Origin of the sequence: Yersinia alsatica, from assembly GCF_902170305.1 — a bacterium.
In the GTDB taxonomy this organism is placed as follows: Bacteria; Pseudomonadota; Gammaproteobacteria; order Enterobacterales; family Enterobacteriaceae; genus Yersinia; species Yersinia alsatica.
Genome location: NZ_CABHWW010000014.1, coordinates 125,025 through 138,540, shown reverse-complemented (window position 1 = coordinate 138,540; position 13,516 = coordinate 125,025). Strand labels below are relative to the sequence as shown.

Genomic DNA, 13,516 nt, shown 5'->3' with positions numbered 1-13,516 from the left:
TGATCATGGGCAACTTAGTTATCTGACCATACCGCCAATTGATAACCATCTGGATCGGTAAAGTGGAAACGTCGTCCACCTGGAAAAGCAAAAATAGGCACCACAATTGGCGCACCCGCCGCTACCAGACGTTTTTGCGTCTGTTCTAAATTATCTGCATACAGAATAATTAGCGGCCCGCCATTAGGCTGAACCTCACTTAAGGTAGTAAAACCCCCAGTCAACCGGCCATCAGTAAACTCACAGTATCCCGGCCCGTAATCAGTAAACTGCCAGTTGAAAACCGTGCCATAAAACGCCTTCGAACGGGCAATGTCACTGACGGCAAACTCTATGTTGTCGATCCGACTATCATTTCCCTGAATACCCATTAACTGCTCCTGTGGTGAGTTCATTGATATGGTTAATGACCTATCTTAGGTATTTAAGCTATTGATGTCTGCAATCCTCTCCCACTTGTGCGTGAACAGCATCACATTATGACAGTGTAAAAAACGAACTATACTGATCTTAGGTCGTGTGGCATTAAACCCCATCCCCCAGTGCTATGGGGATGATATTTGTCTGTTATTCGCGGCCGGTAGCGGGCAAGGAGGTGACTTATGATCAACCATGTATGGGGGCTTCTGACCCATCCCAGTCAGGAATTGCAGCAAATCAAGCATGAAGGTGAAAGTGTCCAGCACCTGTATGCTCATCACGTACTGTTGATGGCCGCTATTCCGGTGATTTGCGCGTTTATCGGCACCACGCAAGTGGGCTGGAATTTCGGTGATGGCCAGAGCATAAAACTGACACCCCTTACCGCGCTCTATTCCGCCATTATTTTCTATGTTTTGATCCTGGCCGCCGTCGCCCTGATGGGCCGCGTGATTTACTGGATGGCGCGCCGCTATGAAAGCCGCCCCAGTTGGCAAAGTTGTACCCTGTTCGCCGGTTATGCCGCGACACCGATGTTTTTAGCGGGTGTGGTGGCCCTCTACCCTATTATTTGGCTGTGTTTGCTGGTGGGGATTGTGGCACTTTGCTATGCCGGTTATCTGATGTATCTGGGGATCCCTACCTTCTTGAATATTGACCGACAAGAGGGATTTATCTTCTCCGGCTCCACCTTTGCCATTGGCGTTTTAGTATTAGAGTTACTCCTTGGCCTGACCGTTCTACTGTGGGGCTACGGTTCACGATTGCTATAGCCAATAGGCTTTGCACTCGCTTTTTCTTCACTCCTGGTCTTGCTGCTACTACCCGCTTTGCGAAATTTTTCGTAAAGCGGGGTTCTTTATTTCCTATTTGAAACCGCTAACAGGCTTTTATGGTAATTAATGTCGCCTGGATCGCAATCTCTTACATCCCCGTACAGCATAAGGTTGTACACTGTGTAGGACTGATGCAAACAAGGCAAAAAAAATGAAAAAGCTGACATTAAAAGAAATGACCGAAAGTGAGCAACGTGACGTCAAAACGCAACTCGATAAAGCCAGGATCAATTTAGGAAGGGCATTAACCAATTCAGAACAAAATAAAGTCAAAGACGAAGCAATAGAAAAAATCATGCACGCCAGAGAACAAGTCGCCAAGTTAACCCGCGTCGAAAGAAAAACCAAAAAAACAGCACCAAGCACCACCACTTTTAGCTGGTCAGCATCGATCAGCACCCGTCCACCACGGTAATTAATTTCCACTGACAGAAATTAGCTGTCATGGATGACCTACAGCGGGGAAGTCCTCTCCGCTGCGGGCGCTTTATTTCTTGCACCACATTGATTTCTATTCCCACTGTTATTTTCCGCATAATTATCTTACGTCGCTAGCTGCATTTTTCTCTCGTCTGCCTTAGGATTAAGGAAGCTTTTTTCTTTCAGTGCTCTATTAAGGAGTTTGTGATGAAATTGTTCTATAAACCCGGTGCCTGTTCTTTATCTCCGCATATCGTATTACGTGAAGCAGGATTGGACTTCAGTATTGAAAGCGTCGATCTGGCGACCAAAAAGACTGAAACGGGTGAAGACTATTTAAGCATCAATCCCAAAGGACAGGTCCCCGCGCTGCTGCTGGATGATGGTAGCCTGCTAACTGAAGGTGTGGCTATCGTGCAATATTTGGCGGATAAAGTGCCTGATCGCCATCTGATTGCCCCATCAGGTACCCTTTCCCGCTACCATGCCATTGAGTGGTTAAACTTCGTTGCGACTGAATTACATAAAGGTTTCAGCCCACTGTTTAATTCAAAAACACCTGAAGAGTATAAAGCGATTGCTCGTGAGCGGCTGGATAAGCAATTCAGTTATGTCGATAGCGTATTAGCACAGCATGATTATCTGTTAGGCAAAAAATTCAGTGTAGCTGACGCTTATCTATTTACCGTCACCCGCTGGGCCAATGCGTTGAAGCTTGAAATTAAGCAACGCAGCCATTTAGATAAATTTATGGCACGAGTGGCTGAACGCCCAGCAGTAAAAGCGGCATTAGCCGCCGAAGACGCGAAGAAATAAGAGATTAAATTAATAACAGCGCCCCTCTTTAAGGGGCGCTTGATATAAATGGCAGCTTATCTACCCAATAGATTTCGTATTGCAGCAAGGCGGCAACTGAACGAATCCACTGGAGCTTAGTTCACTAAGTCACTGGGATGAGTGCACGTAGCTAACAACTCTGCGACTTCAAATACCAAGGGGATTAGCGGTGAATTGGCATGACGGATTAACAATAGTATCCTGCGCTGCAACCACCTGAAGCTCATACTCACCCATTGCCTGAGTTTTCAGCATCACTTCATATACTGCCGCCGTCACATGCTCAAGCGCCTTATCCAGTGGCTCGCCTTTAAGCAGATTGACCAATAATAAACCACTGGTCAAATCACCGACACCCACCGGCTGACGAGCGCCAAAGTCCACCAGCGGGCGGCTAATGTGCCATGCCTCATCAGCGGTAACTAAGAGCATTTCAAAGCAATCAGCATGATAACCTGCTCGGCTCAGGTGCTTAACCAATACAATTTTTGGCCCTTTAGCACAAAGTTCGCGGGCAACGTTAACCGCCTGCTCGACATTTTCTACTCGCACACCGCTAAGTTGCTCTAGTTCAAGCAGATTGGGGGCAATAATATCACTGGCGGGTAATGCCTCTTTGCAGAAGAACTCAGCCACACCGGGAGCAACAATACAGCCCTTCTCAGGATGCCCCATCACCGGGTCGCAGAAATACCAAGCTGCTGGATTGGCCTGTTTTACTTGCGCCACTGCCGCCAATATATGGCCGCCTTGCTCGGGGGAACCAATATAACCACTCAATACAGCATCACAATCTTTCAGCCGATCAATATTGGCAATGCCTTGGACAATTTCAGTTAAATGGCTGGCGGGCATCACACATCCGGTCCAGTGACCATATTGCGTATGATTGGAAAACTGGACAGTATTCAGCGGCCAGACATTAACCCCCATCCGGCGCATAGGAAATTCAGCAGCGCTATTCCCTGCATGACCAAAAACAACGTGTGATTGAATCGAAAGTATATTTTTCATGATACGGCCTAAAGTTAAGGGCGCTTAAAAAAAATAAGGGACATTTCTGCCCCTTATCTTATTTCATTCTTATAACCAGCTAATCAGGCAATAATGTTTTTTGCCACGGCGCAATAAGGTATAGCGGCCGAATAGGCGATCAGCATCAGTGAAAGTATATTCTGGATCTGACTGCTTCTCACCATTGATGGCAACGGCATTAGAGTTAATCATCGTGCGTGCCTGACCGCGGGACGGCACCAGCTCGGCATTCACCAGCGCTTGCTGCAAATCTGCATCACGGCTCAGCTCAATCGTCGGCATCCCATCTTGTGCCAACTGGGCAAAGTCAGCTTCGGTCATGTCATGCAGATTACCTGAAAACAAGCTATCGGTAATACGTTTGGCCGCTGCCAGACCTTCAGCGCCATGAACCATAGCGGTCACATTTTCGGCCAGTACATACTGCGCCCGTGGTGCTTTGCCACTGTTTTTATCTTCTTCTTCCAGTGCATTAATCTCTTCCATGCTCATGAAAGTAAAGAATTTCAGGAAGCGATAAACATCAGCATCCGCAGTATTAATCCAGAATTGATAGAATTTGTACGGACTGGTTTTCTGCGGATCAAGCCATACTGCGCCACCTTCGGTCTTACCAAACTTGGTGCCATCTGCTTTAGTGATCAACGGCACGGTCAGACCATAAGCCTGCTGCTGGTGAAGACGACGAGTCAAGTCGATACCTGAGGTAATGTTGCCCCACTGGTCCGAACCGCCAATTTGCAGGACTACGCCGTGAGCTTTGTTCAAGCAGGCGAAATCGTATGCTTGCAACAAGTTGTATGAAAACTCAGTGAATGAAATACCGCTGTCATCGCGATTCAAGCGCTGTTTCACCGCTTCTTTATTAATCATCTGATTAACAGAGAAGTGTTTGCCGATGTCGCGCAGGAAAGTCAGCACGTTCATGCCACCAAACCAGTCATAGTTATTCGCGGCAATCGCACTGTTTTCACCGCAATCAAAATCCAGGAAGGGTGAAACCTGGCGGCGGATTTTCTCCACCCACTCATTGACGGTATCTTCGGTATTCAGCTTACGTTCGCTGGCCTTAAAGCTCGGATCACCAATCATGCCGGTAGCACCGCCAACCAAGGCCACAGGGCGATGCCCTGCCAGTTGGAAACGCTTTAGGCATAACAATGGAACCAGATGGCCCAAATGCAAGCTGTCTGCGGTAGGATCGAAACCGCAATACAGTGAAATTGGCCCTTGCGCCAGTCTCTCTGCTAACGCGTTTTCATCCGTAACCTGGGCAACGAGGCCCCGCTCTTGCAATTGTTTAATCAGGTTGCTGCTGGTCATCAACGACTCCATTGTCTTTTACGAAACATGTTCTTTTACGAGACATTGCTTGCTACAAAAATTCTCTGTGACAAACATTCTCTGTGACAAACATTGTCTGGTACAAAAATTGTATTTTACGAGGGGTGCTCAAGGAAGGTATAGAATAAAGCGCCCGTCCCGCGAGCGCTAGGTTTAACCACAATTATTTCATCATTCTCAAGGGGCTAAACGGTCAATTTTCCATGCATCTGCATCTCGCTGATAAATAAAACGGTCATGCAGACGATGTTCGCCACCTTGCCAAAACTCGACAGAGTCGAATTTAACGCGAAATCCGCCCCAAAAACTGGGGAGAGGGATATCACCGTGCTGGAATTTTTGTTTTAGCTCGAGGAATTTGCTTTCCAGCACTCCGCGGGCTGAAATCCGTGAAGATTGCTGGGATACCCAAGCACCAATCTGGCTATCTTTAGGGCGCGAGCTGAAGTATTTCAGCACTTCGAGGGTGGTAAGCCGTTCAGCTTTGCCAAGGAAAATGACTTGCCGGTCTAACATATGCCAAGGGAATAACAAGCTGATATGTGGATTCTCAGCTAATTGCTGCGCCTTGCGGCTACCTAAATTGGTGTAAAACACCATCCCTTGATCATCATAATGCTTGAGTAGCACAATGCGCTGATAAGGCTGGCCATTAGCATCAACGGTTGCCACACACATGGCGGTTGGGTCGGGCAAACGGGCATCACACGCCTGTTTTAGCCAGCGCTCGAATAATTCCAATGGATTTTCGGTTAAATCGCTACGGCGTAGACCGCCACGAATATATTCACGGCGCAAATCTGCAACATCAAATTCATTATTGTCAGTCATATAAGCTCTATAACGCGCAGGAAAGCAGTGATTATCATTCTGCCCTTGCAGCAACAGAATCACAATCACCCTGAACCGACAATGGCCCGATTACTTGATCAAAACACAATCATTGATAATGATTTTATCGCCACGTTCAACAAAAGCACTGTTGCCTTTCGACCAGAAAGTGTAATGCCCATCACTGTATTTACTGCCAGATGCCGCGCGCACTTGCGGTAGCGTCAACTGTTCACCGTCTAAAACAAAACTGACCTTATCTTGCTTATTGTCCTGCATTACCGTCAGCTTGGTAGTACCGCATTGATAATGCAAAATTTCGTTCTTCGGTTGTACCAGGCTACACCCCACCAGCGCCATTGCCACTGTTATGCAAAGAAAGCGTTTCATTATGATGTCGTCCTTATTGAGTGAATAAGCTGCCCTAATCTATGGCAGCTTAGCACCCTCATCGTGACGATACAGGATAGACTGCTCCTAAAATGGTCTCGCAACTCGCGCCGGTTACTGAGGGTAAATTGCCCGATTTACCTGATAAAGTGCGAAATGCCAGCCAAGCGAAGGCCAGTGCCTCCATATCATCACCACTGACACCGAAATCATCCGTCACACACACTTCAGTGCCCGGTAACAGCGCCGACATCCGCGACATCACCAGCGGATTACGCGCGCCACCGCCGCAGACCAACAGACGATCACAACCTCCTGCCAGTTGAACCTGCTCTGCGATTGATAGCGCAGTTAACTCAGCCAGCGTGGCCTGGACATCTTCAGGTGCTATTGCCGGAATTTTAGCCAGTTGTTTATCCAGCCACCCGGCATTGAAATACTCACGCCCGGTACTTTTCGGGGCCGGTAACGCAAAGTAAGGGTCGCTGTACATTAGCTCAAGCAGTGATTGATTGACCTGCCCTTGCTGCGCCCAAGCCGCATCTTTGTCATAAGGCAGTGAACGGTTGCGCCAGATCCAGGCATCCATCAGCATGTTTCCCGGGCCAGTGTCAAAACCACGCACCGGTAAATCTGGCAGCAACATCGATAAATTCGCAATGCCGCCAATATTCAATACCATGCGCCGCTCTGTGGGGTGGGCTAATAAGGCATGGTGGAAGGCGGGGACTAAAGGCGCGCCCTGCCCGCCATAAGCCATATCGCGGCGGCGGAAATCGCCAACGGTGGCAATGTGGGTCATCGCCGCAATGCGATTATTATCCCCTAATTGCATAGTAAAGGCGGGTTCTCCCAGCGGCTCATGCCACACAGTTTGCCCGTGGCAACCAATCGCCGTGATGTCTTGCGCCGTCAGTCCCTCTTTGGCCAACAAGGCCAGCACTGCCTCGGCAAATAATATCCCCAATTCGGCATCAAGCTTACCGACGGCCGATAAGGTGGTTGACTGGCCCTGACACATGCCAAGAATATCTTTTTTCAACTGCACTGGCATCGGGTGACTGTAACTGGCCTGCTGAGCCACCATGCGCTGGTCAATAGCCGCCAGCACCACATCAATCCCGTCCAGACTGGTTCCTGACATGACTCCAATAAAACGGCCTGATTTCATAGCAATGACCTTATTTCCCCTCAAGGGATAAAATAGTGACAAGACTTTCCGTGAACCATGTCGGAATAGTAAAATTAACACCATGAAAAGATATACTTTTTTAAGTGTATACCGCCATAGGGGCATGTCTTAAAGAATGCTTTCTATTTGTAGGAAAGGTCACATAAAAGTCATTAGTTCTTACGGTTTCATTTATTGGAGTGATATTTCTTACTTTAAGAAAGTTAAACTGCCGTTTAATATTGGTTGAAGGATAAACCGCTAAGCTGCGACCCATTGAAGTGGTAGAAAAATTAAGCACGTCGTCAAAAATCAGTTAAGTAGTGAAATAAACATTTGGGTAAGCCATACTTTATGCAAATACTAGGCCGTCAATGGACTGGATTTGGATATCCCTGGCATACTAAACCGTAATACGGTTATGCATTTTTAATAGGAGTTTTTATGATCAAGCCATTAATCGCCGTTGCTATTGCCGCAGTGACTCTAACCGGCTGTGCTAACAACAGCACGCTGTCTGGTGATGTATTCAGCGCCTCACAAGCGAAGCAAGTACAGACGGTGACTTACGGCACATTGCTTTCCGTGCGTCCTGTGACTATTCAGGGCGGCGATGATAACAATGTTATGGGCGCTATCGGTGGTGCCGTATTGGGTGGTTTCCTTGGCAATACTGTCGGTGGTGGCACAGGTCGTAGCCTGGCAACTGCAGCGGGTGCTGTGGCGGGTGGTATGGCTGGGCAAGGTGTTCAGGGTGCAATGAACCGTACTGACGGTGTGCAGCTTGAAGTTCGCAAAGATGATGGCACCACTATTCTGGTCGTTCAGAAGCAAGGTCCAACCCGCTTTAGCGTTGGTCAGCGTGTCATGCTCGCCAGCAGTGGCAGCACGGTGACTGTTAGCCCACGCTAATCGCCCTCAGGTCATCCCTAAATAAAAGCCAGGGCTGGTAATGCGCCCTGGCTTGTTTTTTCAACGAAAAAATCTTTCTGCTGTGAATAGAAATCTAAAGCTTTATTATTACTTGCTTTGTAGTTGAATAATGTTTCTCTCGAGCTTATCAATCAAACCAGATAGCAATTCAATTTCATCTGGCGAAATTCCCCCAAGAATTTCTTTACGGGTGGAACAGATGACTCCATCAACCTGCTCTATTATCGGTGAAGACTGTTCCGTCAGTTTTATCCTCTTCGCACGTCGGTCATTTGCGCAGGTATGCCGCGTGATTAAACCTTTCTCCTCCAGTTGATCTAAGGTTCTAACCAGTGATGGTTGTTCGATACCAATCGCTTTTGCCAGTTGAATCTGTGATTGCTCAGGTGGTAAACGATTAATGTTATGCAAAGTAACCCAATGCGTTTGGGTCAGCTCCAACGGTTTCAGCCGATGGTCAATAAGTGCGCGCCAAACGCGAACTAATCGTGCTAAATCAGATCCTAATGTCGATTCCAATTGCCCCTCCTTTTATTTAGCGTGCTAGCATAACTACCAGAGTCCAGTCTATTTTGGGTAATTAACATTAAAAACACAAATGTATATATACCGTCGATGCTAGGACAATAGCAATAAATACGGGGAATCCTTTAGCAAAAATGATGTATTTACTAAAATTACCTCTTAAGGATTAACCTTATGTATGTATCTATATTATCCCCTAACGCACCACTTTCAGACTTGGTTTTAGGTGCCTCAATCTATTTCCCGCCAATGTTTAAGGCGGTTATGCTAGGTTTGGTGTTATGGCTATTGATCCATCATATGCTACGGAATTGGATCTACTCTGGTGACATCTGGCATCCAATATTAATGGATCTGTCAATTTTTGTCATTGCAGTCAGCGTTTCTTTATGGATATTAGCCAGTTGGTAAATTGATATGAATCATCAGTCTTTTAAATACTTCACCTCAGTCATTGTATTCGCCCTCGCACTTTGTGCTGGTTGGTGGATGTGGAATTATTACATGCAATCTCCCTGGACTCGCGATGGCAAAGTCCGGGCAGAATTAGTCAGCATCACCCCGGAGGTCTCTGGCCGGCTGGTTAACATACTAGTTCATGATAACCAGTTGGTAAGCTCGGGGAGCTTATTATTTGTGATTGACCCACAACCTTATCAGCTGGCGCTGGATAATGCCCAAGCGGCTGTCGTCAGGGCTCAGGCTGAATTAGCCAAAGCTAATCATGAAGCCGAACGCCGCCGAAACTTGCCGAAAAATATCATTTCTGGCGAAGATCTCGATATTGCCAATTTAACCGCAGAGAGTATGAAAGCGGCTTATCAAGGCGCCTTAGCCAACCTTGAACAAGCGAAATGGAATCTCAGCAAAACCCGTATTTATGCTCCAGCCAATGGCTATATCACTAACTTACAGACCCGCGTAGGCGACTACGCAACCACAGGAACTCCTTTAGTCGCGCTAATAGATACCGACTCATTCTATGTGATGGGCTATTTTGAAGAAACCAAACTGAGACACATTAGAGAAGGTAATGAAGCCAAAATTGTGCTGTATAATGGCAACATTCCTTTACGGGGAGTGGTGGAAAGTATTGGTCGCGCAATTTATGACCAGAGTGTCGATACCAGCGGCAATTTATTGGTCGATGTGAAGCCGAATGTCCCTTGGGTGCGTTTGGCGCAGCGGGTTCCGGTGAGAATTAAATTGCTGGATGTTCCTGCCGACGTCACTTTGATTGCCGGTACCACCTGCACTATCTCCTTGGTGCAATAAGCCATGCGCCTTGCTTTCCCCTCGTGGCAGCAAACCCCTTGGGGTAAAGCCAATGCTGGCCAATGGCGCTACGCGCTGCGCAATTCACTGGCGATGTGCTTATCGCTGTGGATTGCCTTTGCACTGAATCTGGATGAACCCTACTGGGCAATGACCTCTGCCGCGGTTGTCAGTTTCCCGACAGTCGGTGGTGTCATCAGTAAAAGTATTGGTCGGGTTATTGGTAGCCTCATTGGTGCCGCGGCATCGTTGATGATTGCCGGTCATTGCCTCAATGACCCTTGGTTGTTTACTTTTGTCATTGCCGCCTGGATTGGCTGCTGTACTTTTGTCTCAAATCATTACCAGAACAACGTTTCTTATGCTTTTGCATTAGCCGGTTACACCACCGCCATAATTGCTTTCTCGACTGTCAATATCACTGATACACAACAAATTTTTGATATTGCCCAAGCCAGGGTTTGTGAGGTCATTACCGGTATTCTCTGCGGCGGGCTGATGATGATGCTGCTGCCCAGTACCTCCGACGGCGAAGCACTGCTGACATCCCTGCGCCGGATGCAGTCGCGTTTACTGGAACATGCTGAATTATTATGGCAAACCGAGCTGACGCCACAGATTCGCACCTCACACGAGGGGTTGATTGGTCAGATCCTCACCATGAATCTGCTGCGAATTCAGGCGTTTTGGAGCCACTACCGGCTGCGGCGACAAAATAACGTATTGAATTTTATTCTGCATCGCCAGCTACGCATCACTAGCGTGATTACCAGTTTGCGCCGTATGTTGGTTAACTGGCCTTCGCCGCCGGAAAATTTGGCAACGGTTCTGGCACAATTACTGGCCGCCTTACAACAACCGGATTGTGATAAGTATCAGTTGGCCAAAATACTGCAACAAATCGCCCCTCATGATGAGTTTGACTATCGTCACCGGGCCTTCTGGTTACGATTACGTCATTTCTGCTGGCTCTATTTGCAAGTGAATCGCTGGCTGGCGCAATTGGATAAAGAGCCGGAAAGTGGCATGTTATCGCCGCCGCCAGTGGCATCACTGGCTCGCCATACCGACACCTATGAAGCGGCCTATAATGGCCTGAGAACCTTCGTTTGTATTGTTATCGGCTGCGCATTCTGGATCAACACACAATGGAGTTCTGGCAGTGCGGCACTGGCATTAGCCGCGGTCAGTTGTGTGCTCTACTCTGCCACACCCTCACCAACGGACAGCATCGCCACCCTCTTGAAAGCCATTGTTTTGCTCTCTATCGGCTGCTTTATTCTGAAATTTGGCGTGATGGTGCAAATAGATGATTTTTGGCAATTTGCCGTGCTGCTGTTCCCGATTTTAATCACCATGCAAATGATGAAGCTCCAACATCCGTCTTATGCTTCGCTATGGGGGCAACTGATTGTATTTATGGGGTCTTTCTTGAGTGTCACCAACCCACCGAGTTATGATTATCAAGAGTTCCTGAATGATAACATCGCTAAATTAGTGGGGGTTATGCTGGCCGGTGTCGCATTCCAGCTGCTGCGCCCCAGCTCGGATAAACGCAAAAGTCGCCGCATTATTCGCATGCTTCGCCGTGATTTTATCGATCAACTTAGCAGTCACCCGAGACAGAGTCAGCATCAATTCGAATCACTGATTTATCATCGCATCAGTCAGCTTAATCTTAGCAAGGACCAACCCGCCCGGTTATGGCTACTGCGCTGGGGGATGGTGCTGCTCAATTGCAGCCATGTGGTCTGGCAACTACGTGATTGGCAAACCACGTCAGCGCCCCTGTCTGCGGTGCGTGATGTGTGTATCCACTGTTTGAAGGGTTGTATGACCGAGAAAGGGATTCAACCGACGTCGTTGCAAGCCACGTTGCAAGAGTTGCAGCGGATGAGTGCTATTTTGGGGCAATATCCGGATGCCACGGGTCGAGAGCTGGCCGGGCTTATCTGGCGGCTATATTGCTCACTGACACAACTGCAATTGGCCGTACCCGCCGAGGGAAGCCAAGCTGCGCCAGCCTAAACTGGCGCAAAGAAAAGTCTTAAGGCACATCATAGCCCAGCGCGGCACGACGAATACGGAACCACTGCTGGCGAGTCATCGTCAGAGAGAGTGACGCCCAGGCAGTTTTTACCCGCTCAATCTTACCAGAGCCAATGATTGGCAGCGGTGCCGATGGCAAACGCAGAACCCAGGCGTAAACCACTTGCTCAATACTTTCCGCGCCAATTTCATCCGCAACAGCTTGTAATTCATCACGTAATGTCTGGAACTCAGGATCACTAAATAAGCGACCGCCACCCAAGCAAGACCAAGCCATTGGTTTGATACGCAATTGTTGGCAAGCATCGAGTGTGCCATCGACAATCGCCGGCTGATGTAGCGGCGAAATCTCTACCTGATTAGTTACCAATGAGAATGGCAGGCGCGATTGCAGCAAACTAAATTGAGCCGGAGTAAAGTTTGAAACACCAAAATGTTTTACTTTGCCGCTTTTATGCAATTGAGTGAATGCTTCAGCAACTTCATCGGCATCCATCAATGGATCTGGGCGATGAATCAGCAATAAATCAAGATAGTCGGTATGCAGATGAGTCAGTGATTGTTCAGCACTTTCAATGATGTGCGAACGATCGGTAATATAATGCCCCAGCGCATGTTCCGGCTTCGCAGTGGTCGCAATACCACATTTACTCACCAACTCCAGTTGGCTACGCAGGGAGGGTTTAAGACGTAATGCTTTGCCGAATGCCTGCTCGCATTGATAACCGCCGTAAATATCTGCGTGATCAGCGGTGGTGATACCCAATTCAATATGCTGTTCAATAAAGACCAGCAGTTGTTCAGGCGTCATACCCCATTCCATCAGGCGCCAATAACCGCAAATCATGCGGGAAAATTCAGGCCCTTGCGGAGCAAGTTGGCTACGTGTATCCATTATCAGCTACCTCATTTGTTTATTTGCCCATAAGCATACACAACCGACGAAAAGGATCATCATCCTTGGTCAATGAATTAGGGGTCAATTGGGGGCTGAGCCATAAAATCGCCAGAAACGTTAAAAAGGCAGCAAAGAATCAGAATAAAGAAGGTTGTTCTGGCAAAGATTCATCGGGCTGCTTGTTGGCGCGCTGCAAGCGCAATAGACGTTGGCGACACAAACGCAGTACATCGCGCTTTTGCGGATCACTCAGCTGCATCCAATTAAAACGCTCTTCCCGGCTGCGCATGCAACCACGACAAAAACCACGGTCATCTGTTTGGCAGATACCGCGGCATGGGCTGGGGATGTCAAAAAACTCAAGTTGCTGAGCCACATAATCTCCTGATGCTGGTCCCTTAATTGAAGACTGCTTCACCGCCGCTGGCAAGTCCCTATTTCTGTCGGTAAGAAAAACCGATCATATTTGCCCCAGAGCGCACCTCAACCGCTAAGGTTATCTTAAGTTTCATGCGCTACTCTGCTGGCAATGAGTGAACTGTAGAGTTTGAT

General features: G+C 47.9%; 16 protein-coding genes. 7 read left to right on the top strand and 9 right to left on the bottom strand.

Annotated elements, in window-relative coordinates:
* Positions 1–14 precede the first annotated feature (14 nt).
* Positions 15–371 (bottom strand): VOC family protein, encoded by a 357-nt coding sequence (locus tag FTA96_RS10145; RefSeq protein ID WP_050107131.1) that lies wholly within the window; start codon positions 369–371, stop codon positions 15–17.
* Positions 372–602: 231 nt separating this feature from the next.
* On the opposite strand from FTA96_RS10145, the gene FTA96_RS10140 reads away from it, so the two are divergent.
* The 3 genes from FTA96_RS10140 to gstA all read left to right on the top strand — a co-directional run bounded on the left by FTA96_RS10140 (position 603) and on the right by gstA (position 2,492).
* Positions 603–1,193: a Yip1 family protein gene (locus FTA96_RS10140; RefSeq protein ID WP_072077497.1), complete on the top strand. Its 591-nt coding sequence runs from the start codon at positions 603–605 to the stop codon at positions 1,191–1,193.
* 214 nt (positions 1,194–1,407) lie between these two features.
* Positions 1,408–1,671 (top strand): DUF3811 domain-containing protein, encoded by a 264-nt coding sequence (locus tag FTA96_RS10135; protein WP_050107132.1) that lies wholly within the window; start codon positions 1,408–1,410, stop codon positions 1,669–1,671.
* A 212-nt stretch (positions 1,672–1,883) separates the two neighbouring features.
* Positions 1,884–2,492 (top strand): glutathione transferase GstA, encoded by a 609-nt coding sequence (gene gstA, locus FTA96_RS10130; RefSeq protein ID WP_050107133.1) that lies wholly within the window; start codon positions 1,884–1,886, stop codon positions 2,490–2,492.
* Positions 2,493–2,660: 168 nt separating this feature from the next.
* Here gstA and pdxY read toward each other — a convergent pair whose 3' ends face one another.
* The 5 genes from pdxY to anmK all read right to left on the bottom strand — a co-directional run bounded on the left by pdxY (position 2,661) and on the right by anmK (position 7,284).
* Positions 2,661–3,527 carry a pyridoxal kinase PdxY gene (gene pdxY, locus FTA96_RS10125; RefSeq protein ID WP_145573726.1) on the bottom strand — a complete coding sequence of 289 codons (867 nt, stop codon included), beginning with the start codon at positions 3,525–3,527 and terminating at the stop codon, positions 2,661–2,663.
* 69 nt (positions 3,528–3,596) lie between these two features.
* Positions 3,597–4,871, bottom strand: coding sequence for a tyrosine--tRNA ligase (gene tyrS / locus FTA96_RS10120; RefSeq protein ID WP_050107135.1), 1,275 nt, complete (start codon positions 4,869–4,871; stop codon positions 3,597–3,599).
* Positions 4,872–5,069: 198 nt separating this feature from the next.
* Complete coding sequence (gene pdxH, locus FTA96_RS10115; protein ID WP_050107201.1) at positions 5,070–5,723, bottom strand: pyridoxamine 5'-phosphate oxidase; 654 nt, start codon at positions 5,721–5,723, stop codon at positions 5,070–5,072.
* Between the two features lie 90 nt (positions 5,724–5,813).
* Complete coding sequence (locus tag FTA96_RS10110) at positions 5,814–6,113, bottom strand: MliC family protein (protein ID WP_145573724.1); 300 nt, start codon at positions 6,111–6,113, stop codon at positions 5,814–5,816.
* 58 nt (positions 6,114–6,171) lie between these two features.
* The gene (anmK, locus tag FTA96_RS10105; protein ID WP_145573722.1) at positions 6,172–7,284 is read right to left on the bottom strand and encodes an anhydro-N-acetylmuramic acid kinase; all 1,113 of its coding nucleotides are present in this window, start codon (positions 7,282–7,284) and stop codon (positions 6,172–6,174) included.
* Between the two features lie 444 nt (positions 7,285–7,728).
* On the opposite strand from anmK, the gene FTA96_RS10100 reads away from it, so the two are divergent.
* Positions 7,729–8,196, top strand: coding sequence for an outer membrane lipoprotein (locus FTA96_RS10100; RefSeq protein ID WP_004706618.1), 468 nt, complete (start codon positions 7,729–7,731; stop codon positions 8,194–8,196).
* A 108-nt stretch (positions 8,197–8,304) separates the two neighbouring features.
* On the opposite strand, the gene rovA is transcribed toward FTA96_RS10100, so the two are convergent.
* Positions 8,305–8,736 carry a virulence master transcriptional regulator RovA gene (rovA, locus tag FTA96_RS10095; protein ID WP_004706617.1) on the bottom strand — a complete coding sequence of 144 codons (432 nt, stop codon included), beginning with the start codon at positions 8,734–8,736 and terminating at the stop codon, positions 8,305–8,307.
* A 180-nt stretch (positions 8,737–8,916) separates the two neighbouring features.
* Here rovA and FTA96_RS10090 point away from each other — a divergent pair, with 180 nt between their 5' ends.
* From FTA96_RS10090 to FTA96_RS10080, 3 genes are read left to right on the top strand one after another with little or no spacing between them, the layout of a single operon-like run.
* Positions 8,917–9,153 (top strand): DUF1656 domain-containing protein, encoded by a 237-nt coding sequence (locus FTA96_RS10090; protein ID WP_050107138.1) that lies wholly within the window; start codon positions 8,917–8,919, stop codon positions 9,151–9,153.
* A gap of 6 nt (positions 9,154–9,159) precedes the next feature.
* Complete coding sequence (locus FTA96_RS10085; RefSeq protein WP_050121275.1) at positions 9,160–10,017, top strand: efflux RND transporter periplasmic adaptor subunit; 858 nt, start codon at positions 9,160–9,162, stop codon at positions 10,015–10,017.
* A gap of 3 nt (positions 10,018–10,020) precedes the next feature.
* Positions 10,021–12,045, top strand: coding sequence for an FUSC family protein (locus FTA96_RS10080; RefSeq protein WP_050107140.1), 2,025 nt, complete (start codon positions 10,021–10,023; stop codon positions 12,043–12,045).
* Positions 12,046–12,064: 19 nt separating this feature from the next.
* On the opposite strand, the gene FTA96_RS10075 is transcribed toward FTA96_RS10080, so the two are convergent.
* Both FTA96_RS10075 and FTA96_RS10070 read right to left on the bottom strand, forming a co-directional pair.
* Positions 12,065–12,961 (bottom strand): aldo/keto reductase, encoded by an 897-nt coding sequence (locus FTA96_RS10075; RefSeq protein WP_050134518.1) that lies wholly within the window; start codon positions 12,959–12,961, stop codon positions 12,065–12,067.
* A gap of 139 nt (positions 12,962–13,100) precedes the next feature.
* Positions 13,101–13,340 (bottom strand): DUF1289 domain-containing protein, encoded by a 240-nt coding sequence (locus FTA96_RS10070; protein WP_050107142.1) that lies wholly within the window; start codon positions 13,338–13,340, stop codon positions 13,101–13,103.
* Positions 13,341–13,516: the final 176 nt, after the last annotated feature.

Coding starts and splice junctions, on each gene's coding strand:
- pdxH (WP_050107201.1), bottom strand. CDS start 5,723: ATGACTGACAATAATGAATTTGATGTTGCAGATTTGCGCCGTGAATAT.
- FTA96_RS10140 (WP_072077497.1), top strand. CDS start 603: ATGATCAACCATGTATGGGGGCTTCTGACCCATCCCAGTCAGGAATTG.
- FTA96_RS10090 (WP_050107138.1), top strand. CDS start 8,917: ATGTATGTATCTATATTATCCCCTAACGCACCACTTTCAGACTTGGTT.
- FTA96_RS10100 (WP_004706618.1), top strand. CDS start 7,729: ATGATCAAGCCATTAATCGCCGTTGCTATTGCCGCAGTGACTCTAACC.
- FTA96_RS10145 (WP_050107131.1), bottom strand. CDS start 371: ATGGGTATTCAGGGAAATGATAGTCGGATCGACAACATAGAGTTTGCC.
- anmK (WP_145573722.1), bottom strand. CDS start 7,284: ATGAAATCAGGCCGTTTTATTGGAGTCATGTCAGGAACCAGTCTGGAC.
- FTA96_RS10080 (WP_050107140.1), top strand. CDS start 10,021: ATGCGCCTTGCTTTCCCCTCGTGGCAGCAAACCCCTTGGGGTAAAGCC.
- gstA (WP_050107133.1), top strand. CDS start 1,884: ATGAAATTGTTCTATAAACCCGGTGCCTGTTCTTTATCTCCGCATATC.
- FTA96_RS10075 (WP_050134518.1), bottom strand. CDS start 12,961: ATGGATACACGTAGCCAACTTGCTCCGCAAGGGCCTGAATTTTCCCGC.
- FTA96_RS10110 (WP_145573724.1), bottom strand. CDS start 6,113: ATGAAACGCTTTCTTTGCATAACAGTGGCAATGGCGCTGGTGGGGTGT.
- tyrS (WP_050107135.1), bottom strand. CDS start 4,871: ATGACCAGCAGCAACCTGATTAAACAATTGCAAGAGCGGGGCCTCGTT.
- FTA96_RS10135 (WP_050107132.1), top strand. CDS start 1,408: ATGAAAAAGCTGACATTAAAAGAAATGACCGAAAGTGAGCAACGTGAC.
- pdxY (WP_145573726.1), bottom strand. CDS start 3,527: ATGAAAAATATACTTTCGATTCAATCACACGTTGTTTTTGGTCATGCA.
- FTA96_RS10085 (WP_050121275.1), top strand. CDS start 9,160: ATGAATCATCAGTCTTTTAAATACTTCACCTCAGTCATTGTATTCGCC.